Below are 26,570 nucleotides of genomic sequence, written 5' to 3'. Positions count from 1 at the left end.
CGATTTTCCAGCGTTATTAGAGTAAATCCATCGTTTATAAAAAATCCGTCCCATTATTTTTGTCATTGCCTTCACGATTCCTTATTCCATATCCGATTTTCTTCAGCACGTGAATAAGTTCGAGCTTCTCCTCATCCGTCGCGAAGGACAAATTGTCAGAGATCGTTCTAACATGATTTGGGAATATATTGTCGAAGTAGCTTCGTCCATCCCCGGTCAATGCCACATTTGTTTTACGTCGATCACCCGGTATGGGGAGCCGTTCCACGAACCCCTTCTTCTCCAATTTATCGACCACGTAGGTGATACTCCCGCTAGGAATCGAGAAAGTATCGCTAATAATCTGGATGGGATGCGGACCTTTATTGTAAAGAAACTCGAGAATTCGGAAGGTTTCTAAACTGAGACCATAGCTGTCAATGTCGCGTTCTAAGTTCTCGTACAGTACTTTCACCATGTTTCTTATTACACGTATCAGTCTTAAATCAAGAGCCTTACCCTCAGCATCGCGTTCATTCATTCTTTATGCCCCCTTACCTGCGTTTTTCATACAACGAAACCCTAGAGGTTTCTGTGCCTTTATTTTGCCGTGGTCGAATTCTTCTTTTGCTTGAAATTCAGGGCCTAATATTTGAATGTTCATTTAAAAGCTTCTTTCTGCACCTTATCAAAAATATATCCTAATATTATTTAATTTAATAATAAGTAATATATACATAGTTTATTTATTTGTCAACATATGAGATGATACAAAAAAATCAGATCAGATTTGATCCGATTCATGCTTGATAGCATTCAGCATTTTGGTTTCACTCACATTTTCTGCCATCTTCATTATAGGCCGAAAACCCCGCCTTCACGAAAGCGGGGTTTTCGGCCTTGTTCATTTACAAAATTAACCAACAACGTTCGTTACTACTTCGATATTGCCATGGGTTGCTTTGGCATAAGGGCAAACCTGATGGGCTTCCTCGACTATCTGCTTAGCCACGTTGGTTTCTACGCCGCTTATAGTGATGTCCATATTAATTGCTAATACATAGCCGTCGGTCGCATCCTTGCCGAGCGTAACATTAGAAGTTATTGTTATACCTTCCGTTTTAATATTCCTTTTTCTAAGAATAGTACCCATCGCACCTTCGAAGCATGCGGCAAATCCTGCAGCGAACAGTTGCTCCGGATTGGTTCCCGTTCCGGGACCCCCTAATTCCTTGGGATATCTCAAGTCTATGTTAAGATTGCCATCGCTGGAAATAGCCTTGCCTTCCCTTCCGCCTTGAACGTTTACAGTAGCCGTGTACAATTTCTTTTCCATTTTAATCATATTCGTAACTCTCCTTTTATTAGTGGATTATTTTATACTCTAGCTATACTGGTGACCGCACCTTTGCTCGCCGAATTAGCTGAACACAAACTTGAACGATCGTTCAAAAATATAGTTAATTAAAGCCACTTCCCATCAAGTTTTCCTTTGTTGTCCCACTCCTCTATTCAAATACCGACATATTCATGTTAATGATTTGTCGTAATTTTTCGCTGTCCGTTATAGTCTTAACCATAACGCGAAGTCCTATTATTGCATTATTAAAATAATGAGACAGCCATTCCGGATTTAGAGCTTTGGAAATTTCTCCCGACTGTTGGCCTTCCACAATAATGTCGTATATTAACTGTTCTACAGTGGCCCAGCCCAGTTTAACCAAATCTCTGCATACAGAATCATGTTTTGCCAACTCAACCGCGGTATTCACCATGAAGCAGCCATCAGGAAACTCCTCTTTCTGTTGGACTGCAATTTCAAGCATCATTCGGATAGCTTCCTTGGCAGAACGGGTATCAGCCATACGACGCTTAATCGGAAGCCTAATTGATTGCTCAAACATTTCAATATAGCGTTTCAATGCTTTGACATACAAGGATTGCTTATCGCCAAAGGTATCATACAGGCTCCCTTTATGAATCCCCATATGGGAGACCAATTCCTGTATGGATGTCTTCTCATAGCCTTGTTCCCAGAATAACCGCATAGCTTTTAGCAGAACTACATCTTCATCGAATTCCTTTGTCCTGGCCATCTCATTGCACCCTCCTTTCAAAATCAATTTATCATATGAAGAACGATCGGTCAAGAATAATTTTGAACGACCGTTCTTGAAACTACGGCTCCGTTTCTTGCATTCTCTATAGCCATCATTAAAAGCCGGAGCGGCAATTCGATTTGCCGCTCCGGCTTTATACATATATTACGTTGAACGCAAAGCAATTATCGGCAGCTTTACACCATCTCTCAGGAATAAGGGAATCCGTTCCACATCCCATGCATATGAGTCTTGTGGTTTTTCGGCGTTTCTATGGTGTCTGAAGTTAACTTAAAAACTACTGATGCGAATAACCTGCGTTAATAGCGTCTTGTTCGGAGAAGAAGAATACTTGGTCTTCAATTTTGATCAGTTTGTAGTCTGCCGGATCGACATACTTCTTGGTGTAGAAGTCGCCTACGTATTTGTCCTGTACTTCGTCAAACATGCGGTCGCGGTATTCAAACGGCCGTTCCTGCAAAGGATTGGACGAATTCCAGATACCAAGCCCATTATTTCTTGCGGAGATCATGGCATTACGTAAGCTTTCATAACGCTCGCTATCATGGCTGTTCGGCCAGATGACATAAGTTTCGGCATAACCTTTCTCGACCAGATCCTTATTTACATCCAGGGTGCCCTTGTAAACATAAGCCAACAAGCGATCAAAAGCATCCTTTTCAACTACATCCGTTACCAGAGTAATTTTAGTTCCGCTTGGCAATAAATTTTTCAGATAAGCTTTTGCTGCATTTCCATATGGATCGACTTGGTTTCCAGGATCTTTACCGTCTACAGTGAAAGTTTCAGGAGTGTCGATACCCAAAAATCGTATTTGTCTTGTGCCTGCCACAGGCTGGCGCAGATAGATGGTGTCGCCATCCTTAACATAGTCTACTGTACCGGAATAAGTGCTTGCCGCATTAACTTCAGCAGCCGGAAATACGACGCCGATGGATAGCATTATAGCCAGAACCAAGCTTAAAATGACAGATGTTTTGAATTTGTTTAACATTATTTCATCTCTCCATTCTCATTATCCATGATTTGGATAGCCGGCTTATCCATCTCTAATAGTGACATAGATAAGTAAACTTGTGATTAATATTCAGCAATTCTTTTGTAAATCTTTTTTTGAAATTAACTTGGAATTGTCAGATTTACTGCGTGAGCGAGGACGCGCTCAAAAAAAAAGCCCGCGATTTACGCGGGCTTGATTCGGACAATGTTTGTTTCTTCCGACATTTAGTCTTGTCGGTTCATGATTCCCAAGCCAATTTTCTTGAGTAAAGTAATGAGCATGATCTTCTCCTCGTTCGTTACGAAGACTAGATTATCGGAGATCGTCTGAGCATGCTTTGGGAAAATATCATCAAAGTAACTACGGCCCTCCGCGGTCAACGTCACATTCATTTTACGTCGATCACCAGGAATGGGAAGCCGTTGTATAAACCCCTTTTTCTCCAGCTTATCCACTACATACGTGATACTCCCACTCGGGATCGACAGCGTGTCGCTGATTTTCTGAATCGTATGCGGTCCTTTACTATAAATAAGCTCGAGAATTTGAAAAGTTTCCGTACTCAGTCCGTAGCTGTCTATGTCATTCTCAATATTCTCATATAAGACCTTTACCATATTCCTCAGTACGCGAAAGAGCCTCAAATCAAGGGCTTGATCTTCATGAGCACGTTCTGCCATACCTCAACCACCTTATCTCGCTTTCTGATACAAAGGATAGTCGACTTCTGTCGGAATATCAATAAGAACAATTCGAAGTTTCTCGACCTGCACGGATACTGACTTCTCCCTCTTGATCGGAATCGAGGACTCCCCCGGTTCAATCTAGACGTCAACCATCTTAGCATCCGTCACGAAATGGGATTATCCCTGCATAAAGCGGAACCAGTCGAAGTCGAAGTTGCTCCCCGGCAGGAAGGTGAATGTCACTTTTTGCATCTGCCGCTTCCATAATCATCTCATTTTCAGAGATGAACCCGCCTCCCGACAGATACCAGTAGTTAGGATCCAGATAAATGATTTTTGTCATCGAAGTCTAAAAAATCATATCGTAAATTTCTATAACGACAATAGATCTACTACCTCATATTGACGCACTATCTTTTTAATCTTAATTTCCTCTGCTTGCCCGTGTTTCTTTTGATTGCTCATTTCTTTGTGTCCTTCAACATGCTCTTCCCTTGTTAACCATGTTATAAAATCTGGTTTGCTTTCCCACTTTGTAACAAACACATATTCTACAACACTTTCTTTACTTTCTTTAAACCAGCAATCTACTGATATTAGACCTTTTACATTCATTGTTTCTTTCATAGTTTCTTGCATTTTCGCAATCATTTTATGCTGTGCTGTTACATCTACCTCATAAATGGCTTGACTGATAAACATATAACCGCTCCTCGTATTGTATTTGGGAATAAAAACAAAACAATGTTTACTTACTAATTAACTTACTTACTAATTAACTTAGTAAGTAAGTTAATTAGTAAGTAAACATTATCACATAGATAAAAGTCAGTCAATGAGAATTGTTATCATTAACTGAGCTTTATTTTAATACGCTATTCAATTTTTGAAATATATGAAGGATTTGTTCGATTTCATTTTCATCCAAGTCATTAAATAGCTGTATAAATTTTTCTGCTCTTTTTTCAATTATTTGTTCAACTATTTTTTGTCCATCTTCTGTAAGAGAAAGTTGAACAACTCTTCTATCATTTTCTAATCGTGTTCGTTTTATTAAGTTATTTTTTATAAGTGTGTCCGTAAGACCTGTTACTCCTCCTGATGTGATACCTAGAAATGAAGAAATATCTGAGGCAATACAAGTGCCCTTCTTAAAAATATGCAGCAGAATAAGCATATGTCCACTTGCAAGTTTATACTCTGTCTCAGGGAAGAATTCATTCTGTTTCTTTAATTTACGGAATACAATTCCAAATACTTCTTGAAATTCGGCTAATTGTTTTTGTTTATAAAAAGCATCTTTATTATGTGAATCCATTTTTATTCTCCTTCATGAAAGTACCACGACCTCATATTGTTAAAATATACAGCTTGATTATACTAATTTCAAGCAACTGGACGAGATGAGTTTGATCGAGAATTGCTGGCTATGCCGACAAACAAGAAAAACCGTCAGTGACAAATCACCCTGACGGTCCTTTTTACTTCGTGCGTCCATCACTCGATTCGTGCGATTCTATATGAATAATCATTTCTATTTTCCCCCAAGATGGTAAAGTCGTTAAATCTATATGAAAAATCGTATGGAATCTCTCCTTTAGCGCTTATCCTGACTATTCTATTCGAAAAATCATACAGATTTATGGACACACAAAAGGATTAGACGGGTTGTAGGTGATTCGTAGAACTAGTCGAGCCGGATTGTAGCTACAACAACCACCTGCTCTAACTGCCTATCGCGGTTGACTCCGGGGTTCTTGCAACTGACGGCGGTATCGTTTGTGTTCATAGATCCGATGAGTTTAAGGGTAGCCAACGCGCACGACCCTCTTTTCTCATTTCTTTATGACGGTATCCCTTACACTCAGACCCGATATTTTCGAATCACTTTATGATAGTATCCCCTTTGCTCAGCATTCCTGAAAAATTAATCGAACATTTCGTCCATAGGTCGAAGGATATCGCCATTAAGGCCCGGATAATGCGTGATCACAGCTCGTGCACAAAAGTGCCTGTCTCCATAAGGAAACAGGCACTCACCATGATCAATTGGTTACTACAGACATTCATTCAGGTATGCCGAAGTTCGGAGTTCCATCCTCATTCCAATTCACTTGTTGCGCGCGTGCATGACGATTGGGGTCATTCAATGGTTCGCCTTCGATTTGCTTATAGCTTCGTGCATGATAGATCAGAATATCGGCCGATCCATCCTCCGATACGGTGAAGCAGTTATGGCCAGGGCCGTATTGTCCGGTTTCTTCGCTCGTTTGGAAAACGGGCTCCGGGGATTTCGTCCAAGATTGCGGGTCTAACAAATCGCTGGTTTCCAAAGCTGTCAGCAGTCCCATGCAATAATTGCTGTCGGTAGCGCTTGCCGAGTAGCTGATAAAGATCCGTCCGTTTTTCTTCAGTACGGCTGGCCCTTCGTTCACCCGGTGGCCAATGATCTCCCACGCATATTCCGGTTTAGCAAGCAAGACCTGCTCGCCGCGAATCGTCCACGGATCGGACATCTCGGCGATATACAGATTGGAGCTTGCTGCAGTTTCCAGGTCGTATTGCGCCCAAACCAAATACCTTACGCCGCGATGCTCGAAGGTTGTGGCATCCAAAGAGAAGGAGTCAAATTCGGTCCGTATCTGTCCTTTTTCCACCCATGTCGTCTCCAGCGGGTTGGCCGCATCATTTTCCAGGACGTACATACGGATCTCCCATGCCGTCTCGTACTCGTCCGATCCGCCGGCGGCAAAATAGATGTACCATTTGCCGTCGATATAATGGATTTCAGGTGCCCAAATATGTCCGCTCATTGTGCCCTTCTCATGTTTGCACCAAATGACAACCGGTTCGGCGGTACTGAGCTCCTGAATCGTTCTTGCCCTTCTGAGCTCGATGCAGTCGTATGCGGGAACCGAAGCGGTAAAATAATAATAGCCGTCCGTATGCTTGTAAATCCAAGGGTCTGCCCGCTGCTCGATAATCGGATTGCGGAATTGTCTGTTAATGCTAAGCTTGCCGTTCAGATCGATAATCGGTAGGAATAGCGGCCTTTCATTCGGAGTCTTATTAGGTCTGTGAATAGCCAGCATCAGTTCCCCTTCGAACGTGGCAAACAGCATGCCGTGACCGCCGTCTTGTCCGAATAAAGGCTCGCGGTCTTGCACCCATGGCCCTCTGATGTTACCTGTGTCCGAACGAGCGATACCGATCGCATAACCGTTTACTCCGTGGCTTGACCACAGCATCAGGAGCTCTCCATTTGCCGCGCAGTGCAAGAAAGGTCCATCCGTTACGTAGTTCTTTTTCTCGCCTGCAGCACTATCGCTTCCAATGGTCCACGGCGCATCTGAAGCATGAAATAACAGCACTGGCTCTCCGGCAGCCGATTTCAAATCCTTGGTGAGGGGGATGGCACACATTTCGCCGTCCTGCACCTGCAGCCATTCATGACAAAAGATCATCCAAGGATGGCCGGCTTCGTCCACATACAGTGTACCGTCCAAGCATTCCCAATCCCCGGGAGTAACAGGTCCGTCCGAATGAGGAAGGAAGGGCCCGACCGGATCGTCGGATACGAGAATTTGTGTGCCCCTGCATTTGCCGTCCGCCTTAAAGCTTGCAAACATATAATACTTGCCGTCATAAAGGTACACTTCCGGTGCCCAATAATTCTGATCCGCCCAGAAGCCTTCTTCAGGCCGAAAAGCGGGGAACGGCCCTTCCCATTGTTCAAGGTCGTTGCTTACATACACATCAAAGCCGGTCGCCTTTCCTTCCCATGCATTTTTATCCGTTGTTCCGTAAAGGTAGTATTTTTTTTCATCTTTGACAGCCAGTACAAACGGATCGCGAATTTGAATTTGTTCTTTGGTAGGCATAGTGCACTCCTTATCTACATGAGACAATATAAAAGTTCGTTTTTATTATAACAGAGGTTTTAGGTAAGTTTTAACATCACAGAAGAAAAAGCTAGCCCGTCGGTCATGAAACCGGGGCTAGCCGCCTGACTTCTTGCTCGCTGCTTACTGTTCCGTTATTGTGATATCGGCGCCGCCTATTTAGAATGGAATTTTTGCGCTTGTTTTTTTCATAATTATCCCTCATCCCGGTGATCTGTATGAGCTTCATCACAATAGTTCGTTTTCTCATTTATCCGCCCCTCATTTACGATTGCAGTAATATAACGATTTCCTTGTGCTATTCACTATATCGTGATTACAATTTCACAGGTATAGGGTGAAGTTACGATTTGATCGGGTAATATTACGGTTTATGCATCCGGCTGCTGCAGGGGTAAACTAAACTGCACCGATGTGCCGCCCATCAGTTCGCTTTCGATTCGGATCCCCGGATTATCGGGAAAATGAAGCTTCAGCCGTGCGCATACGTTTTTCAGCCCAATACCGCTTGACCCTTCCTGCGGGCCCAATCCGTCATTCGTGCCATTCAAAGCGGCCTTGACCTCCGCCAATCGTTCCTCGTCCATGCCAATACCGTTATCGCGGATTTCGATATGCAGAAGCTTCTCTTCGCGTCTAGCGCTAATGACAATGCAGGCCCCTTCTTTATATCCGACAAAAGCGTGTTTCATGCTGTTCTCTACGATCGGTTGAAGGGAAAATCTCAGGACGGACGCGTTCATTAAAGGCTCCGGAATTTCAATCATCAAATCGACGATATGGCCGAGCCGCATATTGTGGATCGCGATAAAGTTTTTCACGTGATCGATTTCTTTCTGCAGCGGAACCATAACGGAACCTTTGCCCACACTGTAGCGAAACATATCCGATAAAGTACGGATCATGATGCTGACGTCGTGCATGCCGTGGCGGATGCTTTTCATATTGATGGACTCCAAGGTGTTGTAAAGAAAGTGCGGATTGATTTGCGACTGCAGCATGTCAAATTCGGCCTTAACCTTGAGTGTGTTCATTTCTTTTTCCTTCAGCTTAGATTGAGCGTTTTCTTCGAGAATCGTCATGTTTTCCTGAATCAGATGATTCATTTTGTGAACCATCTCATTGTAATTTTCAATCAGCATCCCGATTTCGCTCTTCGAGCCCCCTTGAACCAGATGGTCGAAATGAACCTTTGAACTATGGTTAATCGATCCCATCAGCCGCTCAATCGGTCTCGACATCAGACTGCTCAGCAAACTTGCGAGCAGAAAGGAAAACAACGATACGCCTAATAGAACAAACAAGAACCGATAAAAATATTCCTGGTACTGCGCCTTGAACTCCTCTTTCGGATACTGAAAGGTCGCGACCATCCCCGTATTGGCGATCGGATAGGAATAGGAGAACATCTTCGGTTCGTAATTATTGGAGTAACTGTGAAAATGATACAGTTCTTTGTTCTGCCCGTTCGTCACCAAAAATCCCGAGGATCCGAATTCCATATTTTCGAAAAGGTTGTCTTTGGGAACGGCCAGCAAATAGTAAGACTGCCCTGTACCAAGAGCTTTGTTCAGGAGCGGAATTCTTTTCACAATTGCCGCACTGTTATGGGCGGTGATGTCCATATAGTCGGACACCACCCAATAGGATGAATCGGTATCCTTGAAGTGTGATTTATTGACCGTAAACAAATTGAGATTATTCGAAAAGATCGAAGAGTAAATCGCCGATCCTTTATTGTCGTACAGAACAAAGTAAGAAAAATTATTGACTCCCGGAAAAGCGGCTATAGAGGCGTAATTGACCTCGAACTCCTCGTAGTAGGGAATATTAAGCGCATAGTTCGGCTTAGTCTGAATTTCCTGCAGCTCCTGGCTGATCGTCATGCGGTTGATTGTATTTTCCAGCCTCTGGACATTAATATGGGCGGAAGTTTCCGTCAGCTCGCCGATCCGGCCTAGAAACTGGTCGGCGGTGTTATTAATGCTTTGCGTCAGCGTGAAGGAAATTAGCATTCCGCTCGCAAGCGTCGGAACAAGTACGGATAGGATAAAGGTGATCAGGATTTTATTTTTCAAGGACAATTCCCGGGAGCCGTTTTTGAACAAATCAGCCGGGATCACCTTCAGGTTCAGGTCATCCGATAAGGATTGCCTGCGTACCGCCATTGAAAACTTGCGAAGGGGCAGAAAAATTTTCTTGGAGCGTATGAAACTGACTCCGAAGGAAAGCACAAGAGCGGCAGCTGCAATCGCAATTAAGAAGGCCGTAACTCTGAGTATAGGGAGATTGAGGTCATTTGCAGCATACAGATAAGTGACCTGATAAGAAAACATGTCCAGCTTGTTTCTGACTGCGACGTAAGTTTCGTTTCCATACGAGAGCCTGCCGCTGCTGACTGTCGCGGCGTGAAGCACCAGGTCCGGATCAGTTATGCTGCTCCATATCGGCTGGCCGCCCTCATCACTCACCACTACGGGCATGTGAACGTCGCCGCGGGCCTCTTCTGCAGCATTAAACAAGTCATCCTGCAATACAAAGATGACAAAGATCCCGATATTCCCGTTATTGATCACCAGTCTGTCGGAGGTTTGAGATACAAAGTCATTCAAGTCATCGTTCATCAACGCCTGATTGTTCCCCCGAAGCTCATCCTGATCGAATCTTACGATTTTTCGCCTATTTTCTAACAGATTATTAGTCCATCCCTGCGAATCGAAGGCTTCCTTATTCAAATTAGGCAGCACATGCAGATCAGGCACGCCGATTTCCTTCCTGAAGGACATCTGGTTTCGGTCCGCGCCGATCAGATAGACGGTTTTATAAAAGGAAGGCGACAGGTTCAGCGCGTTTAATTTATTGTTAAGCTCCTCCGTTGCCTGTTGAATCGTATCTTTTTCCCTTAAAGGCAGGAAACTGGTTGAGTATTTGCGCAGGTCGTTTTTCTCAAACAGGTCCATCGTATTGTTGATTTCGGATATAATTTCTGTCAGGTTTTGCCCAAAAAACGTTTGAAAGCCTTGTTTTTCACTCGCTTGGAGCACTTGGCTGTTTTTATTTAAATAGGAAAATCCGGTCCATACTAGAATCAGCTCCGCGATAAGGCTTAACAGCAGGGCAAGCACAGTTATGCGTTTCGCCGTAGGTTCAAACCTAATAGTTCTTAACAGTTCTTTCATGGATGATCGTCTCCGATTGATGTCTTTTGTAAACTCGTATTATGGTTCCATAGACAATCTGTATTCCAGAGGCGTTTTCCCGACATATTTCTTGAATGTTGCAGAGAAATAAGCCGGGTCAGAGTAGCCGACCATCTCTACAATTTCGTAGATCTTATTCCTGGGGTCTTTAAGCAGCGTCTTCGCCTGCTCGATTCGCAGAGTGGTCATATACTGGATGAAATTTTCGCCTGTTTCTTTGAATAAGGCGCTAAGATAATTCGGCGTCACATGGACATGCTCAGCCACTTTCTTCAAGGTGACGTTGATCGAATAATTTTGGCGGATATATTTCTTCGCTTCCTCGATCATGTAGTGCGTGCCTTTGGTTGTCGGCAGCTCCTGCTTCAGCGGCTCCAAGATCTCGGTGCGACTGTTAACCTCTACATAAGTGCCCATACAAAGCCGATTTCCTTCGCCGGATGAAGCATGGGCGAGCTCGGCAGAGCGGCATGAAACGTGCAACTGCTCTATATTCGTAACGGAGACGCCGATACTGATCGTGAATGTCGATTGCCATAGCCCCATGCATGCAGAGAGCTGCTTTTTCACCTTAAGCATTTCCGTTTGGGAGTCGATATCCCGTCCGATGAAGTAGCATCGGGCGGTTTCTGGATCGACATAGTGGTAACCAAGGTCTCTCGCTTCCCATAGCTCTGACAGCATGTTGTTAAGAGAATAGACAATCAATCGCAGTTCTTTTTTACTGACGCCGGAAAGTCCATTCCGCATGCGATCCAGAGACAAGATGGACACTTGGTAGGCAGATTCCTGCGACAATATGAACTCGGCTTCTGCCGCTGCTTGTTCGATATCTTCCGGGCTCACCATCCCCGCTAGCAGCTCTTTCAAAAATTTCATTCTCAGCATGCGGGAAAGAAGCCTTTCTTTCCGTTCAAGGGTTGCTTGGCGATATTCGACTTGCTTCTCGTTAATCATTTTCTGATGCAGCTCTTTAAAGATGGCGAAAAGGTCCTCGATGATCGTCGGCTTCAGCAAGTAATCCGTCGCTCCCAATCTCAACGCTTTCTTGGCATATTCAAAGTCATCATACCCGGACAGTATGATGACTTTAACATAAGGATATTTCTCTTTCACAGCCTCGAGGAGCTGTATGCCATCCATAAAGGGCATTCGAATATCGGTCAGAATCACGTCGGCAGGTCTTTCCTCCATCAAAGCAAGAGCTTCCAAGCCATGGGCGCCGACTCCAGCAATTTCATAGTCTATTGATTGCCAATCAAGCGATGCAAGGCCATCGCGAATTTCCGCTTCATCGTCGACAATTAATATTGAAAACATAGCAGCACCTGCTTCTTATTGAAAGAAACTGTTTTTTCGTCATCGTTCGACATTAATCGACACAACTCTAGTTTAGCCTTTAACGGCTCCCGCGGCAATGCCATCCACTAAATACCTCTGCCCGAAGAAGAAGGCGGCAATTGTCGGAATCATGAACAGAATCGCCGCAGCCGAGCTCGGCTGCTGGAACACGACTTTCGGGTTTTCAGGCAGGGTATAACCGATCGTGGCTAGTGCGGTGGCTAGCGGATAGTTCGCTTCCTTCAGAAACATGAAAGGCGTAATGAAGTCTCCCCAGGTCCACTGGAAGCACATGATCGCCGTCGTCCAGGTTGCCGGTGTTGCCAAAGGCAGAAAAATCGTCCAGAACATTCTGGGCGTGGAGCAGCCGTCGATCCGTGCCGCTTCTTCGAGCTCCCGGGGGATCGAAGAAAAGAACTGCCGGTATAGAAAAATGAAGAACGGCGCCCCGCCAATACCCAACAGAAGCCATGGAATAAAAGTATTAATAAGATCCAGCTTATGGAACAGAATATAAGTCGGAATTTGCGTCACGATCTGGGGCAGCATCATGGTGGAAGTAATCACTACAAAGAGCAACTTCTTCCCCGGTGCGTTAAGCCGCGCGAACCCAAAACCGGCCAGTGCGCTGGATATTGTCGTCAAAGGCACATAAATTGCACAAATGATGAGCGAGTTTTTCAGAAAGGCCGGAAACTCGATCATGGTCACGGCGAGCTTATAGTTCTCCCAATTGAAAGCCGTCGGCAGAAGGGTCGGCAAGGATTTGAGCGGATTTAACGAATTGATGACCGTCAGAACGAAAGGATAAACAAAAATAACCGTCAATAAAGCGATGAGGCCATACACTGCAATTCGAAGCTGCAGTTTATTGATTCCCGCGTTAACCATACCTACACCTCCTGCTCGGTCTCATAGTAGACCCAGTAACGGCTTGAATAAAAGATCAGTACGGTTAGAAGCAGGATCGCGACAAATAAAACCCACATGAGCGCCAAGCCGTAACCGAAACGTTGAAATGCAAAGATTTGCTGAAAAGCGTGAACCAAGTATAAATAATTGGGTTTAATCGGCGGATCCAGAAGCTTTTGGCCTGTCAATAGGATCGGCTGAATATATATTTGGAGCGATCCGATAATACCCATTATTAAATTAAAGAACAGGATATGGGTCATTAGCGGTAAAGTTACGGTAAAGAACTTACGTACCGGGTTTGCCCCGTCAATCTCGGCCGCTTCATACAAGTCGGCAGGAATACCCTTCAAACCTGCGAGATTGACGAGCAAACTGCCGCCAGCCCCCCACAAAAGCATTACAATCAGTGAAGTTGTCGCATAATCATAGCTTAGCCAATTGACTGCGGGAAGATTAAAACGGGTGAACAGTGCATTGAGCAGTCCGTCGCCGGCAAAAATAAATTTCCACATCAATACGGTGGAAATGATCGGCACAACGGAGGGCATATAGAAAGCAGTCCTGTACCAGGAAAGCCCCTTAATCTTCTGGTTTAGCAGAATCGCCAGAAGCAGACCGATGCCGAGACTGAGCGGGACGTTAATCGCCGTAACCAGCAGCGTGCGGCCGAGCGCATACATGGATTCTGAATCCTGAAACACCGTATTATAATTACTGAGCCCCACAAATTTCAAATGGTTCATGTTAAAGCCCGTGAAATTCGTAAAACTCAGATATAGGCCGTACAGAAGCGGGAATAACCCGAGGAAAATAAAAATAATAAGCCAGGGCGAAAGGAAAGCGTAGAAAGTCCAGTATTGTCTCCATTTTTTTGATTGCAGCATGATTCATCACTCCCATAAATGAAAAAGGGAGAATGCCTTCTCCCTTTTTCCTCTTTAACCGCGCCTTTTACTGAGCGGCATTCATACTTTCTTGAATGATCAGGTTCGCGTTTTTCGTTAATTCCTTCAAGGCGTCATCGAGGTTGGCTTTGCCGAAATAAACCGGCGTCACGTATTTGTCCAGAATGGTTTGGCCGTTAAGAAAGAACGGATTGCTTTCCAAAGGAGTGTTCGAGTACTTCAATTCTTCCTGAAGTTGGTTGTAGACCCTTTTGTCGAAATCGGTTTGCTGCGGCATTAACGGAAGCAGCGATTTAAGCGCCGGTACTCCCCAGCCGGCAGTTGCGCGGTTTTTCGCCGGAGTGCCCCCCATGACAAATTCGAACACCTTCCAGGCCTGCTCTGGATACTTCGTGTTCTTGCTGATCATAAAGCCGGTAGCTGCACCCGTCGGCGACACTCGCTCACCATTCTCGGCAATAGGCGCCGCAAGCATGCCGTAATCTTCGAGGTGCGTCTTCATCTTCTCATCGCCCCGAATCAAGCCGGAGAACCAGTAGCCTGCCATGATCATGGCTGCTTTATTGTTTATGAACAAATCTCCGCCCCATGGAGCGGGATCCTGGTTCACGTCGTTTTTACCCAGGTTATTCTTGACGGCATCCACCCACATGGAAACAGCTTCCTTCACTTCCGGTTTGGTGAAATCGACTGTTTGCATATCTTCGGAGAAAATTTTGACGCCTTTACTTGCCAGATAAAGCATGATGGACTGAAGGTCGGCTTGCGTTTTTGAACCCAATGCAAAGCCGTACTGCTTCACCTTGCCGTTTTCCGTTAGGGTCAATTTTTTGCCCAGTTCCATCAATTCGTTCCACGTGAGCGGCGTATTCGAATCCGGAACCTCCACGCCCGCAGCTTCAAACAACTTTTTGTTGTAGAAGATCGTAAAATCCGGCGACCAATCTTTCGGCATACCGTATATAGGACCTTGTCCTTGAACCTTCCCGTCGAAGCGGTACAGATTCACCGGCGGGAGGAAATCGTCTTCTTTAAGCACCTGGCTCTTCTCTAGATACGGAGTAAGGTCCAAAGCCAGACCCTTAACGACAAACGAAGTCAGGTCTACTGCGCCCTGCACCCGAATCAGGTCCGGCGCATCGTCCGTGGCTAATTGGGCCGCCAGCTTCTGCTGGTCGAGATCTTCCCATTCGATATTGATATCAGGGTTATTCTGTTCAAATTCTATAATTTCGTCATCCGAAATATCTCCCTTATTCGTAGCAACACGAATCGTAACCGGGCCTTCGGATTTGGCAGGCGTTTGCGTCTCGGCGGCAGTCTTCTCCCCCTGATTTTCCTTGCCCGTGTCGGAAGCAGCCCCGCATCCAGCTAATAGCACGCATGTTGCAATGATTGTTGCGATCGATGTCATCATTCTCTTTTTCATGTTAACCCTCCTGTGTTTGACTTCTACATAAGCATAACTTGTACACGCCGAAACAGGTATTCGACAAAACTACAATAACTATGGCTAGATTACAAACTTGGCAGACAAAAGAAGGAACGCGATTGCATTCCTTCTTTTGTCAAATGAAATGATCTATTAAAATCCTACCTTGAACTCTGTCCTTGTTTCGTTAGATAAACAAATTTACTTTAGCATCTGTAGCATCCCCAAGATAGGCAGCTACCCCCGCGTATTCGATTCCATCCAGAAGCTCCTCTTGCTGCAATCCTAGGAGATCCATCGTCATCGTGCAGGCAACAAGCTTAATTCCTTGTTCTTGAGCCAGTTCAATAAGCTGAGGCAAGCTAAGGGCATTATGCTTTTTCATGACATGCTTAATCATTTTGGGTCCCGCTCCACCGAAATGCATTTTCGATATACCCAGTTTATTCGCGCCCCGCGGCATCATCCAAGCAAACATTTTTTCTAGCAATCCTTTTTTTACAGGTACTTGTTCCTCCTTACGAAGTGCGTTTAGCCCCCAGAAAGTAAAGAATATAGTCACCTCATGATCGTATGCTGCCGCACCATTTGCAATAATAAACGCAGCTATAGCTTTATCTAATTCACCGCTAAATAGTACGATTGTTGTTTTTTCAATATTATGTGTCAATATTATTTGTCCCCTTTACATGAACTGCACAACGGTTGGGCCCGATTTCCATTTCACGCTGCTCATCTTCATTTGGGTTAATTTTTCCCGTATTGGTTTGACGAATTTCCTGATACGCATTCGGTTGAGGCGGTAAATTTTCGGTTACCGTTTTACGGAATTCATTCTCATCGTGAATTTGCAGAGCTGGATTATTTTTGTAAAGTTCACCCAGTTTACAAGATACAAGCCCAAACTCTCCAAGCTCGGTTATTTTACCGAAATGAGCGGGAAGAACGATCAAATCCTCGGACATATTTTTATAACGTACATAGAGCGTCTCACGAAGATCTCCTACCCAATCTTCTGCAAGACCGGCCAAATCAGGACGACCTATTGATTGTACAAAGAGAATATCTCCAGATAAAAGGTATTGGTTATCTATGATAAAGGAAGTCGAACCAATGGTGTGTCCAGGTGAGTAGATCGGCTGTACAACAATTCTTTCTTTTCCGACTGTGATGTCTTTACCTTGCTCGAGCTTGTTGTAGTCAAACGTTACTTCAGTTGCATCTTTAGGCGGCAGATGGTACATTGCACCAAATTTCTGAGCAAGCTCTCTTCCTCCAGAAATATGATCGGCGTGAAGATGAGTATCAATCGTATGAACAAGCTTTGCGCTCTTTGCTTGCAAGAAGGTTTCATATTGGCCGATCATACGGCTTGTATCGATAATCGCCGCTTCACCACCAGAGAGTATCATATAGGACAAGCATCCTTTACCTATTCTCACGAACTGATAAAGCTCTCCTCCTCCAATAAGGTCGGCTACTTTTACAGGCTCAAGATACTCGCTCCATGACTTCATCCCACCTTCAAGATAGGCGACATTACTTCTACCTGCTTCAACAATTTGCTCGGCTACGAACAGGGACGATCCTTCTTTTGCACAAACAACTAACACGGGTTTGCCCTCTGGAATTTGTTCAAGAGCAGGATCGATCCCGTCCAACAGATCAAAGTAAGGAATGTTAATGACTTCGACACTTTCGCCCTCAATCTTCCAATCGATAAAATCCGTTTCATTACGTACGTCTAGAATGAAAAGCTCCTCTTTACCGAGAACCATTTTCGTAACTTCTTTTGCACTCATTTTCTTTATCGTATTTGTCTTCAATGTTTCTCCTCCTCACGTTTTTTGTTGGGCTTAGTCTTTTTCCACTTCGCCCGTCCAATCTGTCATTCCCGGGAGGACATTCTTCACATTCTTAAAGCCTTTATCAGTTAAGGTTTGACATGCCCGATCACTGCGGCCGCCAGTGCGACACACAATCAGATATTCATTAGCTGGATTTAATTCTTGAATACGCATATCCAGATCCCCTGCCGGAATCGATAGGGCTCCTGGAAGACGCCCAAACGCATATTCAGCCGGTTCGCGAACATCTACAATATTTAACTTTTCCCCCGCCGACAATCTATTCTTAAGGTCATCTAATGAAATCGTATGAGGGAATTTGCTCTCATTCTTGGTTTCTGAAGGATCTGACTTACGAATATAATGAATGAATACACCATTCTCTTCCTTTAGTCCGATATATTGATGCCCTGTTCCCTTCGCCCATCCTTTGAGATCTGCAACTGACCCTTTGTCGGTTGTCCTAATTTCTAATACCTCACCTGTTTTTAATCCATCCATCGCTTTCTTGGTGCGAACCACTGGCAACGGGCAAGCCAAACCTTCGCATTCCAACGTTCGATTAACCTGTAATGTTGTCATTTATATAACCCTCCTAAGTTAGAATATCAATCCAGATTTTTATGACAGTAGCAACAATAAGAGCAGCCAAGATCCACTGTAATACCTTCGTATTTAACTTTTTGCTAATATTGGCTCCGATCGGCGATGCAATGACACTGGCAATCACCATAGCTGCGGATGGAATTAACAGCATGTGTCCTCCCATTAATTTCCCTGCCGTCGAGCCGATTGACGCAATGAAAGTAATCGCTAATGATGATGCAATAGCTACACGCGTTGGGATTTTCAAGATAACTAGCATCACGGGTACGGTTATAAAAGCGCCAGCCGCACCTACAATCCCGGATAAAATTCCTATAAGAGCGGCCAATCCTGCAGCGAGAGGCTTATTAAATATAAGCTTCGAATAGTCAGCATTGTCATCTCCCTTTTTGGGAAGGAACATCATGATTCCAGCGATCAGAGCGAGAATGGCATAGGTTAGGTTAATCACATCATCAGGGATAAACTTGGAACCGTAGGCTCCAATGAAACTGCCGATGATAATCGCTATCCCCATCGATATGACTAACGATTTATTAATATAGCCGCCTTTGCGAAAGGCGAAAATTCCGGCAAGAGTAGCGAAGAATACTTGTACCGCGCTTATTGCGGATACCTCTTGAGCTGAGAAAGCCACAAATCCTAGAGCAGGCGGAATATAAAGCAGCATAGGGTACTTGATAATAGAACCCCCTATACCAACCATTCCTGATATTAATGAACCAACAAAACCGATTGCAACTAAGATTAAGATCCATGCTATATCCATTGAGCTGTTCCTTTCTACGTTGCAATTCTAAAGTCGAATTGTTTACCTCCTTTTCATCAAATACATATACCCCTATAGGTATGCAAATAATATAATCGATTCCGCCTCATTCGTCAACTCATGCGATATAAGGAAATGCAAAATAAAAAACCGCTATCGGGCTTAAGTTAATACCCCTCAAACGGTTTGTTATTTGTAATTATGAATTCGACTTATCGACTTTTCACAAGTAATTCAACAGCTTCTTGAACCATCTTGCTTGGGTCTCTTCCTGCAGCTTGCTCTTCCATCAAACATCGCTGTAAATTCTCAGCGACAATTTGTGCGATTGCCTTATCGGACGCATTCCGTACGGCAGAGAGTTGATTGACAACCTCTTTACAGGACTTGCCTTCCTCCATTAGACGAAGTACTCCGCGTACTTGACCCTCAATTCTTCTCAACCGTTTTTTCAGTTCATCATTATATTCGTAATCCATCCTCTATCACTCCGTTTCTTATGACCCATACACCTATAGGTATAGTATAAATCAAAAAAATAAACAATACATTCTAAATTAGTTTTCACTAATATTATCGTTTACTAATATAATCATTTGTGTATAATAAAATTTAGCTTAGTTTTAAGTAATGAAAGGAGTGATTCGAAATGACCAATGTCGAGGAAATGTTGGAGTCCCTCAAACTCCTCTCAGATAAAAGCAGATTGACCATACTCGCTCTTCTACGGGAACAGGAAATGTGTGTTTGCGATATTGTCGAGATCTTGGAAACCACGCAATCAAATGTGAGTCAGCACCTTAAGAAACTGAAAACCGGCGGACTTATTAATGAAAATAAGAGAAGGCAGTGGGTTTACTATTCATTGAATTTGGATGACAAGCCTTATTTAATTGAACTTCTAGCCCAGCTCCCATCCATGAATGATAGAATTACCGCACTAAATACACAAAGCTGTAACTAACCTGGAGGACTTATGCTAACGATCGCTTCAATTATTTTTTTAGTTACACTGGTATTTGTTATTTGGCAACCTAAAGGGCTTAATATCGGTTGGTCTGCATGCGGGGGTGCTGTGATAGCCCTAATCTTCGGAGTTGTTAACTTTAATGATGTATGGGATGTCACTCAGATTGTCTGGAATGCTACCCTAGCCTTTGTCGCAGTCATATTAATTTCGCTTATCTTAGATGAGATCGGATTCTTTGAATGGGCTGCACTTCATATGGCCCGCTTTGCTAAAGGTAATGGTAATCTAATGTTTGTGTATGTTATTTTACTTGGTGCAGCTGTAGCGGCATTCTTCGCGAACGATGGAGCTGCATTAATATTAACTCCAATTGTCCTTGCAATGGTAAGGGCGTTAAAATTTGACCAAAAGATGATTTTACCGTTCATTATGGCCAGTGGGTTTATCTCAGATACGGCATCCCTCCCACTCGTTGTAAGTAACCTAGTAAACATTGTATCATCGGACTTTTTCGGGATTGGATTTGTTGAATATGCAAGCCGAATGATTGTGCCTACAATATTCGCTATTGCTTCTAGCTTGTTGGTCCTTTACCTCATGTTTAGAAAAAGCATTCCCAAACAATATGATTTGACTCAATTAAAGAAACCAAGCGAAGCTATTAATGACATTCGATTGTTTCGGATCTCATGGATCGTTCTTGCTGTGCTTCTGATCGCATACTTATCAAGTGAATTTATCAACGTACCCGTATCGATAATTGCCGGTGCAGCAGCGATTGTATTTCTCCTGCTAGCTAGACAGAGCAAGGGCATACATACATGGAACCTAGTTAAAGGAGCACCTTGGGCAGTTGTCGTTTTCTCCATCGGAATGTATGTAGTCGTGTACGGATTACGTAATGTTGGACTAACGGATAAGTTAGGGACTGTGTTCGAATGGGTCGGGGATCAAGGGCTCTTCATTGCAACGATCGGCTCTGGATTTATTGCAGCTATTCTTTCCTCTATCATGAACAACATGCCAACAGTAATGATTGATGCTCTGGCCATTCAGGGTACAAACTCAACCGGAGTCATTCGGGAAGCATTCGTCTATGCCAATGTTATCGGATCTGATTTGGGACCTAAGATTACACCGATTGGATCTTTGGCCACCTTGCTTTGGCTTCATGTGTTATCTTCCAAGGGCGTCAAAATAGCTTGGGGCTATTACTTTAAAATCGGAATCGTCCTCACTGTTCCAGTCTTATTCATTACATTATCTAGCCTCTATTTTTGGTTAAAGCTCATCAATTAACTTCCCTTAAAGGAGAATTTCAAAATGGATAAAAAACTAGTGTATTTCTTATGTACAGGTAACTCTTGCCGGAGTCAGATGGCCGATGGATTTATGACTGAAATAGGTGGACATCTTTATGAAGTGCACAGTGCTGGACTGGAAGCCCATGGACTTAATCCTCGAGCTGTCAAAATCATGGCGGAAGCTGGTGTCGACATTTCGAATAACACTTCTAAGACAATCGACACAGAAATTTTAAATCGTGCGACTTATGTTATCACCCTATGTGGACATGCTGATGAACACTGCCCTGTTATCTCCAATCCGAACGTAATCAAATGGCATTGGGGATTCGACGATCCGGCTAAAGCAACTGGTACTGAAGAAGAAATCATGAACCAATTCCGCACAGTTCGTGATGCCATTAAATCTCGAATCGAGACATTCGTTCTGGAGGGCAAATAAACATGGCAACGATCAGAAGAATGCATGTTGCTGTTAATTGCTCCGATCTTGACAAGTCCCTCACCTTCTATCGGTCCTTCTTCGGGGTTTCACCAACAAAGGTTAAAGACAATTATGCGAAATTTGAGCTGGACAATCCTGCTTTGCATTTCTCTCTGAATGTCCGTCCATTTGAAGATAACGGTGTATTAAATCACCTTGGCTTTCAAGTTGACAACACAGAGGACGTTTTAGCTATGGGTGAGCGGTTGCGGCAGTCTAATCTACTGCTCATCGATGAGATGAACACGACCTGCTGCTATGCGGTACAAGATAAAGTCTGGGTATACGACCCAGATGGCAATGCTTGGGAAATCTTCTACACCAAAGAGGATTCAGAGTTTGAGTCCGCGGGCGACACTCGGGATTTGTCTCTATGCTGCGCCCCTCCTGCCGCACCGGTTGCAGTAGAATTCACAAGTTTTCGCAAAAACAAATAACTTTGGAGGTTGAACTAAATGGAATATAACTACCATTCTCTCCTTGATAATCGAATTTTCATGGGGGGGTCTGCTGATGTTGAAGCAATGGAAAAGAACGAGGGAATCGAGGTTGTAGTAGACTTACGTGCTGAATCGACAGGATGTGCTTATCCGGAGTCTAAAGCGAAATGGATTCAAATCCCTTTAGGGGACAACTCCATAGAAAGTGAACATCTATTATTTAAGCAAGCGATCGATGAAGTCGTTAATGCGTATCATAGTGGTAAAAAAGTGGCGTTCCATTGCGGCGGAGGTAAGAGCAGAACAGGAACTGTTGCTGCAGGTACACTCCTTTCTCTTGGTTTATCGAAAGACATTGAAGAGGCTGAGTCAACAGCAAAGAGTATTCGTCCTAAAATCGATATCAAGCCCATTCAAAAAGAAGCTCTAACCAAAATATTTGTAAAGTAATGATCTGTGCAGCTATTGCGTCCGTCGTAACTTTCCACCTTTAAACACAAGCCAAAAAGCTAATGACAATTCCCCAATAACCCCAGGCACGGCAACAATAAGTAAGAATATAGATTCGTAGTCGGTGTAGTTGGATAAAAGAAAATGAGCAAAACTATCTATTAGATAGCCAAAGCATGCAATCATCAGCAAGACGCCAATTATTGTTGGCATGTAGCCTGATTTAAATATTAAATAACCAATGACAAGCAAATGTAAGCCGAAAAATACTAATCCAATTAGCCATACATTGCTAAACGCATGGATAGATAACATCACCTGAGCGTTTAATTGATCTGCTTCAAATACCTTCAAGTATTCAGCACCACTTAAAAGTTCCAAAACACTCAAAAAATGATAGATGGCGATTCCAAAAATAACTGTGTATATCAACCTTAACCACGCTGCCAGCAATGCAAGATTCTTATTTACGGGCAGGAGAAAAATATAAAGTGCCCAGGCCACCAACACATCAAGAATAAGCACGATTATAAAGCCAATAATACCGCTGCGGAATAATAACCCATTGGTCTTGATGTTATTTGCAGTTGTTGCAGCATCTCCTGGGATAATAAGACTCTCGATAACAAAAAAATTAGCGAACATAGCAAGTATAGCCATGAGCAGCAATCCAAACCCTGCAACTTTTGCATACATACGTGGTGATGTTTCGGCGATACGGTTTGTCATTTCAATGGCTCCTAATCAGTTAGGTTTTTATTATTGTGATCCACGGTAATTACCACATTTCCCTTTTTGCGTCCTGTCTCAACATACCTGTGAGCCTCGGCAGCCTGTTCCAACGGATAGCATCTATCGATGACCGACTTTACCATTCCCTCCTCAAAAAGGTCTTTGAGGAAGGCAAGATTTTCTTTACTCTGCTGTAAGCCCGAGGCTGTGAAAATGGCTTTTTTACTTCCGAGCTTTGAAGTCCATAACATTTGGAGCATAATTCCCAGTGTAGGGACAGTTGAGAGGTAGAACCCTCTTTGCTTTAGCGAGCCTTTACAACTTGAGAATGAACTCTTGCCTACCGCGTCGAAAATAACGTCATAGGTTTGACCGCCTTTGGTAAAGTCCTCTTTGGTATAATCAATGACCTTATCGGCTCCGAGAGACTTCACCAACTGTACATTCGCGGTACTGCATACTCCGGCAACTTCTGCCCCATAGTACTTGGCAAGCTGAACAGCATAAGCACCTACTGCTCCAGAAGCGCCATTGATAAGGACTTTTTGTCCGCGCTGAATCTTTGCCTTATCTCTAAGGAAAGTCAATGCGGTTGGTGCTCCATCACAGATACCGACGGCTTCTTCATAAGTCGCATTGGCTGGCTTTATGCTCACAGGTTTATCTTCGGGCAAACACATGTACTCGGCATGGGTGCCAAAGCTATTCGGACTTATACCAAAAACCTGATCACCTTTCTTAAATAACTTCACATCTTTCCCTACCGATTCAATTTCCCCGGCTAACTCAACCCCTAATATCGTATATTTGGGTCTAGTGAGACCATAAAGTAATCTGACAATAAAGGGGTCTACCTTCGAAAGGCACAGTCCGATGGTGTTACTACTCCCGCGTGTATTCTTATCCGTACCTCATTATCCTTGGGAATAGGTTTTGCTACCTCTTGGAGCTGAAGAACATCCGGCGATCCATATTTGGTGCATACCATCGCTTTCATACGTTTCCCTCCCCGATTGAATTAATTTTGTTCCTCATAAGAGAATACCTCTTCCAACGGTAAGTTGAAGACGTGAGCAATTCGGAAAGCCAATTCCAGAGAAGGGGAGTATTTTTCTTTTTCGATAGCTACGATGGTTTGTCGTGTCACACCTACTTTATCTGCCAATTGTTGTTGGGTCATTTCGTTATGGTTAAATCGTAAGCTCCGAATGTTGTTGTGAATAAGCCATTTGCCCATTTTAGACTCCTCTCTGATAACAATAAAGCTTTGTGATAGTACCGACCACCTCTGACACAAATCCTGAGAAAATAAGGATGATGAACATCACAGAGGGCTGTATTTCCAAGACCAGAGATCCCATCGCTAGAAGAAAGCCTAGTACAAACACATAATGAGAATACCTTGTGGCTTTCAATTCAATTAATTTGTCTAGTTCATCAGCAAATGATGGTTCTGCTTCCTTAGTTGTTATTCTGTAAATGATATTGAATACAATATCAATGATGATCTTTGCAACGATCGTCACTGGAATTAGGATTAAGATAACTGCCCCCCAAAATTTGAAGGTGTCTGTCGTATCCATGCTCCCTACTTGGTACCTTTGAAACACATACAAACAATAGAATCCAAAAATCAATATGGTGCTAGCTAAAGATACGATATTCTTTTTTTCTTGATAGGACATACTTAAATCCTCCTGTACGTTAAGTTTTACTCAGAGTAAAGTAATATATACACAATGTAATATCATTCATACATAATGTCAAGTATTTTTTACACGATAATTCAGATTGATAAAGTTAAACAGCAAAAAAAACGAACCTCTTCAGTAGTGAGGAATCGTCTTTTTGTCTCTGTTAAATTCAGTTGGGGCCATGTTCCAGTGTGATGACTACATTTCCCTTTTTACGCCCTTTTTCTACATATCTGTGAGCCTCGACAATCTGTTCCAGCGGATAACGTCTGTCAATGGCCGACTTTATCTTTCCCGTCTCAATAAGCTCTTTGAGAAAAATTAAGTCTTCCGTACGTTCCTTTGCTACCCCCTGCCCTTCAACCGACACGTATGTCCCGCCCGGAGCTAATGCTTTCTTGCAATTTGATTTTGAATTTTTCCCAACTGCATCAAAGATAATATCATAAAGCTCATCTCTTTTCGTAAAATCCTCTTTCGTGTAATCAATTACCTTATCGGCTCCCAAAGATTTCACCAATTCTAAATTTGTGGTACTGCATACCCCGGTAACTTCTGACCCAAAGTATTTGGCAAGCTGCACCGCTGAAGTCCCTACCGCTCCGGAAGCTCCATAGATAAGAACTTTTTGTCCATTCCGGATATTTCCTTTTCTAAGAAAATGCAACGCTGAAGTTCCTCCAAAAAGAACAGCAGCGGCTTCCTCATAGGTCGTGTTGACCGGTTTCAATGCCACCACACCTCCTTCAGGCAAACATGTGTACTCGGCATATGCACCAAATCTTAATCCGGTTAATGCAAAAACCTGATCACCTTTTTTAAATCGTTTTACATCTTTGCCTATTGCTTCGATTTCTCCGGCTAATTCCACTCCCAGTATAGGTTTTCTTGGTTTTTTGAAACCTAAGACTATTCGCATGGGGATCCAGTACAAGATAGGACATTCGAAATTTCGAACTCTACAGTCCGCTGATGTTACAGTTGTCGCATGAACTTTTACCAGTACTTCATTGTTCTTGGGAACGGGTTTTTCCACCTCTTTAAGCTGAAGAACATCCGGTGATCCGTATTTTGTGCATACAATTGCTTTCATTTGAAGCTCCTTTCATTAAAACCTTTTACTATCAGCCATATTGGAAAAATGATTTCAAATGCTGCCCCAGGAAGATACAGGATCATTCCTGCATTAACGCCGAAAATTTCTAAACAGCTGCTTGCAATTAAAGCTGCATATCCAATAAAACCAATGACTGATATTAACCGCGGAATAAGCTTTGATGTATATAATAAATAACAGAACATCAGGCTGCCTAGGCCAAGAACTAGCATAGCTAATTGAAAGGCTATCTCATGTCCATTTATTACCAGAGTCCCAATAGTTTGATAATATGAACCAGCTGTAGCTCCTATGTTTATGAATTCATTACTTAATGGTATTAATATTAATAAGCTAAGAATACTCACGACGAGAATTACAGACTCCATAACCCTGGTACCAAAGTACCCAAGTGCAATAGCTTCATTATGTTGTTTAAGAATTGGAAACATCAACATTCCAATACCAAAAACTAATGCGGCATCCATGAGCTCAAGGAACATTCCTGCTATTAGTTTTGTTTTGTTGGGATAGACATGGTTAAGATACTCTGGATTGCTAAGGACAGAATCAATAAGCCCGCTTCCTATCATAAATGCAACCGTTGCACCAAGCATTAATATACCCACAGTTATTGCAGTCTTTCTGTATGAATTCATCTTATCTCTCCTACTTGCTCGATTTACAAGTAGTGTACC

Annotated in this window: 30 protein-coding genes and 2 pseudogenes; 5 read left to right on the top strand and 27 right to left on the bottom strand. The window is 43.3% G+C overall.

Features of this window, described 5'->3' with window-relative positions; all coding sequences use genetic code 11:
- Window positions 1-34: 34 nt before the first annotated feature.
- The 21 genes and pseudogenes from ACESLK_RS08195 to ACESLK_RS08095 all read right to left on the bottom strand — a co-directional run bounded on the left by ACESLK_RS08195 (window position 35) and on the right by ACESLK_RS08095 (window position 19,181).
- A complete protein-coding gene (locus ACESLK_RS08195; RefSeq protein WP_373228732.1) occupies window positions 35-520 on the bottom strand; it encodes a MarR family winged helix-turn-helix transcriptional regulator in 486 nt (161 codons plus the stop codon).
- A gap of 375 nt (window positions 521-895) precedes the next feature.
- Entirely contained in the window at window positions 896-1,324 is a 429-nt protein-coding gene (locus ACESLK_RS08190; RefSeq protein ID WP_373228731.1) for an organic hydroperoxide resistance protein, read from the bottom strand.
- A gap of 163 nt (window positions 1,325-1,487) precedes the next feature.
- Window positions 1,488-2,075: a TetR/AcrR family transcriptional regulator gene (locus tag ACESLK_RS08185; protein WP_373228730.1), complete on the bottom strand. Its 588-nt coding sequence runs from the start codon at window positions 2,073-2,075 to the stop codon at window positions 1,488-1,490.
- Between the two features lie 301 nt (window positions 2,076-2,376).
- Window positions 2,377-3,093: a thermonuclease family protein gene (locus tag ACESLK_RS08180; RefSeq protein WP_373228729.1), complete on the bottom strand. Its 717-nt coding sequence runs from the start codon at window positions 3,091-3,093 to the stop codon at window positions 2,377-2,379.
- A 230-nt stretch (window positions 3,094-3,323) separates the two neighbouring features.
- Window positions 3,324-3,779 carry a MarR family winged helix-turn-helix transcriptional regulator gene (locus tag ACESLK_RS08175; RefSeq protein ID WP_373228728.1) on the bottom strand — a complete coding sequence of 152 codons (456 nt, stop codon included), beginning with the start codon at window positions 3,777-3,779 and terminating at the stop codon, window positions 3,324-3,326.
- A gap of 160 nt (window positions 3,780-3,939) precedes the next feature.
- Window positions 3,940-4,128, bottom strand: coding sequence for a hypothetical protein (locus tag ACESLK_RS08170; protein WP_373228727.1), 189 nt, complete (start codon window positions 4,126-4,128; stop codon window positions 3,940-3,942).
- A gap of 29 nt (window positions 4,129-4,157) precedes the next feature.
- Window positions 4,158-4,487 carry an antibiotic biosynthesis monooxygenase family protein gene (locus ACESLK_RS08165; protein WP_373228725.1) on the bottom strand — a complete coding sequence of 110 codons (330 nt, stop codon included), beginning with the start codon at window positions 4,485-4,487 and terminating at the stop codon, window positions 4,158-4,160.
- A gap of 160 nt (window positions 4,488-4,647) precedes the next feature.
- Complete coding sequence (locus ACESLK_RS08160) at window positions 4,648-5,103, bottom strand: MarR family winged helix-turn-helix transcriptional regulator (RefSeq protein WP_373228723.1); 456 nt, start codon at window positions 5,101-5,103, stop codon at window positions 4,648-4,650.
- Window positions 5,104-5,851: 748 nt separating this feature from the next.
- The gene (locus tag ACESLK_RS08155; RefSeq protein ID WP_373228763.1) at window positions 5,852-6,793 is read right to left on the bottom strand and encodes a glycoside hydrolase family 43 protein; all 942 of its coding nucleotides are present in this window, start codon (window positions 6,791-6,793) and stop codon (window positions 5,852-5,854) included.
- A 63-nt stretch (window positions 6,794-6,856) separates the two neighbouring features.
- Window positions 6,857-7,666 (bottom strand): annotated as a pseudogene (locus tag ACESLK_RS08150) (glycoside hydrolase family 43 protein); the annotation flags it as partial.
- 103 nt (window positions 7,667-7,769) lie between these two features.
- The gene (locus tag ACESLK_RS08145; protein WP_373228722.1) at window positions 7,770-7,937 is read right to left on the bottom strand and encodes a hypothetical protein; all 168 of its coding nucleotides are present in this window, start codon (window positions 7,935-7,937) and stop codon (window positions 7,770-7,772) included.
- Between the two features lie 121 nt (window positions 7,938-8,058).
- Entirely contained in the window at window positions 8,059-10,866 is a 2,808-nt protein-coding gene (locus tag ACESLK_RS08140; RefSeq protein WP_373228721.1) for a sensor histidine kinase, read from the bottom strand.
- 39 nt (window positions 10,867-10,905) lie between these two features.
- Entirely contained in the window at window positions 10,906-12,207 is a 1,302-nt protein-coding gene (locus ACESLK_RS08135) for a response regulator transcription factor (protein ID WP_373228720.1), read from the bottom strand.
- A gap of 72 nt (window positions 12,208-12,279) precedes the next feature.
- Entirely contained in the window at window positions 12,280-13,119 is an 840-nt protein-coding gene (locus ACESLK_RS08130) for a carbohydrate ABC transporter permease (protein WP_373228719.1), read from the bottom strand.
- Window positions 13,120-13,121: 2 nt separating this feature from the next.
- Window positions 13,122-14,027: a carbohydrate ABC transporter permease gene (locus ACESLK_RS08125; RefSeq protein WP_373228717.1), complete on the bottom strand. Its 906-nt coding sequence runs from the start codon at window positions 14,025-14,027 to the stop codon at window positions 13,122-13,124.
- A 67-nt stretch (window positions 14,028-14,094) separates the two neighbouring features.
- Window positions 14,095-15,477 carry an ABC transporter substrate-binding protein gene (locus tag ACESLK_RS08120; protein WP_373228716.1) on the bottom strand — a complete coding sequence of 461 codons (1,383 nt, stop codon included), beginning with the start codon at window positions 15,475-15,477 and terminating at the stop codon, window positions 14,095-14,097.
- Between the two features lie 190 nt (window positions 15,478-15,667).
- Complete coding sequence (locus ACESLK_RS08115; RefSeq protein ID WP_373228715.1) at window positions 15,668-16,150, bottom strand: DsrE/DsrF/DrsH-like family protein; 483 nt, start codon at window positions 16,148-16,150, stop codon at window positions 15,668-15,670.
- Window positions 16,140-17,282: an MBL fold metallo-hydrolase gene (locus ACESLK_RS08110; protein WP_373228762.1), complete on the bottom strand. Its 1,143-nt coding sequence runs from the start codon at window positions 17,280-17,282 to the stop codon at window positions 16,140-16,142. Before ACESLK_RS08110 ends, ACESLK_RS08115 begins: the two co-directional genes overlap by 11 nt.
- Before the next feature lie 54 nt (window positions 17,283-17,336).
- Entirely contained in the window at window positions 17,337-17,909 is a 573-nt protein-coding gene (locus ACESLK_RS08105; RefSeq protein WP_373228714.1) for a sulfurtransferase TusA family protein, read from the bottom strand.
- A gap of 13 nt (window positions 17,910-17,922) precedes the next feature.
- The gene (locus ACESLK_RS08100) at window positions 17,923-18,702 is read right to left on the bottom strand and encodes a sulfite exporter TauE/SafE family protein (RefSeq protein ID WP_373228712.1); all 780 of its coding nucleotides are present in this window, start codon (window positions 18,700-18,702) and stop codon (window positions 17,923-17,925) included.
- 212 nt (window positions 18,703-18,914) lie between these two features.
- Window positions 18,915-19,181: a metal-sensitive transcriptional regulator gene (locus ACESLK_RS08095; protein ID WP_373228711.1), complete on the bottom strand. Its 267-nt coding sequence runs from the start codon at window positions 19,179-19,181 to the stop codon at window positions 18,915-18,917.
- 170 nt (window positions 19,182-19,351) lie between these two features.
- Between ACESLK_RS08095 and ACESLK_RS08090 the strand changes: the two genes are divergently transcribed.
- The 5 genes from ACESLK_RS08090 to ACESLK_RS08070 are packed head-to-tail and all read left to right on the top strand — an operon-like array spanning window position 19,352 to window position 22,350.
- A complete protein-coding gene (locus ACESLK_RS08090) occupies window positions 19,352-19,666 on the top strand; it encodes an ArsR/SmtB family transcription factor (protein ID WP_373228710.1) in 315 nt (104 codons plus the stop codon).
- A 12-nt stretch (window positions 19,667-19,678) separates the two neighbouring features.
- A complete protein-coding gene (locus ACESLK_RS08085) occupies window positions 19,679-20,971 on the top strand; it encodes an arsenic transporter (RefSeq protein ID WP_373228709.1) in 1,293 nt (430 codons plus the stop codon).
- A 24-nt stretch (window positions 20,972-20,995) separates the two neighbouring features.
- The gene (gene arsC, locus ACESLK_RS08080) at window positions 20,996-21,418 is read left to right on the top strand and encodes an arsenate reductase (thioredoxin) (RefSeq protein WP_373228708.1); all 423 of its coding nucleotides are present in this window, start codon (window positions 20,996-20,998) and stop codon (window positions 21,416-21,418) included.
- 2 nt (window positions 21,419-21,420) lie between these two features.
- On the top strand, window positions 21,421-21,897 hold the full coding sequence (locus tag ACESLK_RS08075) for an ArsI/CadI family heavy metal resistance metalloenzyme (RefSeq protein WP_373228707.1): 477 nt from the start codon (window positions 21,421-21,423) through the stop codon (window positions 21,895-21,897).
- A gap of 18 nt (window positions 21,898-21,915) precedes the next feature.
- Window positions 21,916-22,350: a protein-tyrosine phosphatase family protein gene (locus tag ACESLK_RS08070; RefSeq protein ID WP_373228706.1), complete on the top strand. Its 435-nt coding sequence runs from the start codon at window positions 21,916-21,918 to the stop codon at window positions 22,348-22,350.
- A gap of 12 nt (window positions 22,351-22,362) precedes the next feature.
- On the opposite strand, the gene ACESLK_RS08065 is transcribed toward ACESLK_RS08070, so the two are convergent.
- The 6 genes and pseudogenes from ACESLK_RS08065 to ACESLK_RS08040 all read right to left on the bottom strand — a co-directional run bounded on the left by ACESLK_RS08065 (window position 22,363) and on the right by ACESLK_RS08040 (window position 26,531).
- Entirely contained in the window at window positions 22,363-23,079 is a 717-nt protein-coding gene (locus tag ACESLK_RS08065) for a DUF4386 domain-containing protein (protein ID WP_373228705.1), read from the bottom strand.
- A gap of 11 nt (window positions 23,080-23,090) precedes the next feature.
- Window positions 23,091-24,079 (bottom strand): annotated as a pseudogene (locus ACESLK_RS08060) (NAD(P)-dependent alcohol dehydrogenase).
- Window positions 24,080-24,100: 21 nt separating this feature from the next.
- A complete protein-coding gene (locus ACESLK_RS08055) occupies window positions 24,101-24,319 on the bottom strand; it encodes a helix-turn-helix transcriptional regulator (protein WP_373228704.1) in 219 nt (72 codons plus the stop codon).
- A gap of 1 nt (window position 24,320) precedes the next feature.
- Window positions 24,321-24,767 (bottom strand): hypothetical protein, encoded by a 447-nt coding sequence (locus ACESLK_RS08050; RefSeq protein WP_373228703.1) that lies wholly within the window; start codon window positions 24,765-24,767, stop codon window positions 24,321-24,323.
- 178 nt (window positions 24,768-24,945) lie between these two features.
- Window positions 24,946-25,869 carry an NAD(P)-dependent alcohol dehydrogenase gene (locus ACESLK_RS08045; RefSeq protein WP_373228702.1) on the bottom strand — a complete coding sequence of 308 codons (924 nt, stop codon included), beginning with the start codon at window positions 25,867-25,869 and terminating at the stop codon, window positions 24,946-24,948.
- Window positions 25,866-26,531 (bottom strand): DUF4386 domain-containing protein, encoded by a 666-nt coding sequence (locus ACESLK_RS08040; protein ID WP_373228701.1) that lies wholly within the window; start codon window positions 26,529-26,531, stop codon window positions 25,866-25,868. Before ACESLK_RS08040 ends, ACESLK_RS08045 begins: the two co-directional genes overlap by 4 nt.
- Window positions 26,532-26,570: the final 39 nt, after the last annotated feature.

This window comes from Cohnella sp. (assembly GCF_041640265.1).
Taxonomy (GTDB): Bacteria; Bacillota; Bacilli; order Paenibacillales; family Paenibacillaceae; genus Cohnella.
This window is presented reverse-complemented; position numbering and strand designations above follow the sequence as displayed.

Bases quoted from the DNA above. Each gene is read 5' to 3' on its own strand.
- ACESLK_RS08195 (WP_373228732.1), bottom strand. From the start codon at position 520: ATGAATGAACGCGATGCTGAGGGTAAGGCTCTTGATTTAAGACTGATA.
- ACESLK_RS08190 (WP_373228731.1), bottom strand. From the start codon at position 1,324: ATGATTAAAATGGAAAAGAAATTGTACACGGCTACTGTAAACGTTCAA.
- ACESLK_RS08185 (WP_373228730.1), bottom strand. From the start codon at position 2,075: ATGGCCAGGACAAAGGAATTCGATGAAGATGTAGTTCTGCTAAAAGCT.
- ACESLK_RS08180 (WP_373228729.1), bottom strand. From the start codon at position 3,093: ATGTTAAACAAATTCAAAACATCTGTCATTTTAAGCTTGGTTCTGGCT.
- ACESLK_RS08175 (WP_373228728.1), bottom strand. From the start codon at position 3,779: ATGGCAGAACGTGCTCATGAAGATCAAGCCCTTGATTTGAGGCTCTTT.
- ACESLK_RS08170 (WP_373228727.1), bottom strand. From the start codon at position 4,128: ATGACAAAAATCATTTATCTGGATCCTAACTACTGGTATCTGTCGGGA.
- ACESLK_RS08165 (WP_373228725.1), bottom strand. From the start codon at position 4,487: ATGTTTATCAGTCAAGCCATTTATGAGGTAGATGTAACAGCACAGCAT.
- ACESLK_RS08160 (WP_373228723.1), bottom strand. From the start codon at position 5,103: ATGGATTCACATAATAAAGATGCTTTTTATAAACAAAAACAATTAGCC.
- ACESLK_RS08145 (WP_373228722.1), bottom strand. From the start codon at position 7,937: ATGAGAAAACGAACTATTGTGATGAAGCTCATACAGATCACCGGGATG.
- ACESLK_RS08140 (WP_373228721.1), bottom strand. From the start codon at position 10,866: ATGAAAGAACTGTTAAGAACTATTAGGTTTGAACCTACGGCGAAACGC.
- ACESLK_RS08135 (WP_373228720.1), bottom strand. From the start codon at position 12,207: ATGTTTTCAATATTAATTGTCGACGATGAAGCGGAAATTCGCGATGGC.
- ACESLK_RS08130 (WP_373228719.1), bottom strand. From the start codon at position 13,119: ATGGTTAACGCGGGAATCAATAAACTGCAGCTTCGAATTGCAGTGTAT.
- ACESLK_RS08125 (WP_373228717.1), bottom strand. From the start codon at position 14,027: ATGCTGCAATCAAAAAAATGGAGACAATACTGGACTTTCTACGCTTTC.
- ACESLK_RS08120 (WP_373228716.1), bottom strand. From the start codon at position 15,477: ATGAAAAAGAGAATGATGACATCGATCGCAACAATCATTGCAACATGC.
- ACESLK_RS08110 (WP_373228762.1), bottom strand. From the start codon at position 17,282: ATGAGTGCAAAAGAAGTTACGAAAATGGTTCTCGGTAAAGAGGAGCTT.
- ACESLK_RS08105 (WP_373228714.1), bottom strand. From the start codon at position 17,909: ATGACAACATTACAGGTTAATCGAACGTTGGAATGCGAAGGTTTGGCT.
- ACESLK_RS08100 (WP_373228712.1), bottom strand. From the start codon at position 18,702: ATGGATATAGCATGGATCTTAATCTTAGTTGCAATCGGTTTTGTTGGT.
- ACESLK_RS08095 (WP_373228711.1), bottom strand. From the start codon at position 19,181: ATGGATTACGAATATAATGATGAACTGAAAAAACGGTTGAGAAGAATT.
- ACESLK_RS08090 (WP_373228710.1), top strand. From the start codon at position 19,352: ATGACCAATGTCGAGGAAATGTTGGAGTCCCTCAAACTCCTCTCAGAT.
- ACESLK_RS08085 (WP_373228709.1), top strand. From the start codon at position 19,679: ATGCTAACGATCGCTTCAATTATTTTTTTAGTTACACTGGTATTTGTT.
- arsC (WP_373228708.1), top strand. From the start codon at position 20,996: ATGGATAAAAAACTAGTGTATTTCTTATGTACAGGTAACTCTTGCCGG.
- ACESLK_RS08075 (WP_373228707.1), top strand. From the start codon at position 21,421: ATGGCAACGATCAGAAGAATGCATGTTGCTGTTAATTGCTCCGATCTT.
- ACESLK_RS08070 (WP_373228706.1), top strand. From the start codon at position 21,916: ATGGAATATAACTACCATTCTCTCCTTGATAATCGAATTTTCATGGGG.
- ACESLK_RS08065 (WP_373228705.1), bottom strand. From the start codon at position 23,079: ATGACAAACCGTATCGCCGAAACATCACCACGTATGTATGCAAAAGTT.
- ACESLK_RS08055 (WP_373228704.1), bottom strand. From the start codon at position 24,319: ATGGGCAAATGGCTTATTCACAACAACATTCGGAGCTTACGATTTAAC.
- ACESLK_RS08050 (WP_373228703.1), bottom strand. From the start codon at position 24,767: ATGTCCTATCAAGAAAAAAAGAATATCGTATCTTTAGCTAGCACCATA.
- ACESLK_RS08045 (WP_373228702.1), bottom strand. From the start codon at position 25,869: ATGAAAGCAATTGTATGCACAAAATACGGATCACCGGATGTTCTTCAG.
- ACESLK_RS08040 (WP_373228701.1), bottom strand. From the start codon at position 26,531: ATGAATTCATACAGAAAGACTGCAATAACTGTGGGTATATTAATGCTT.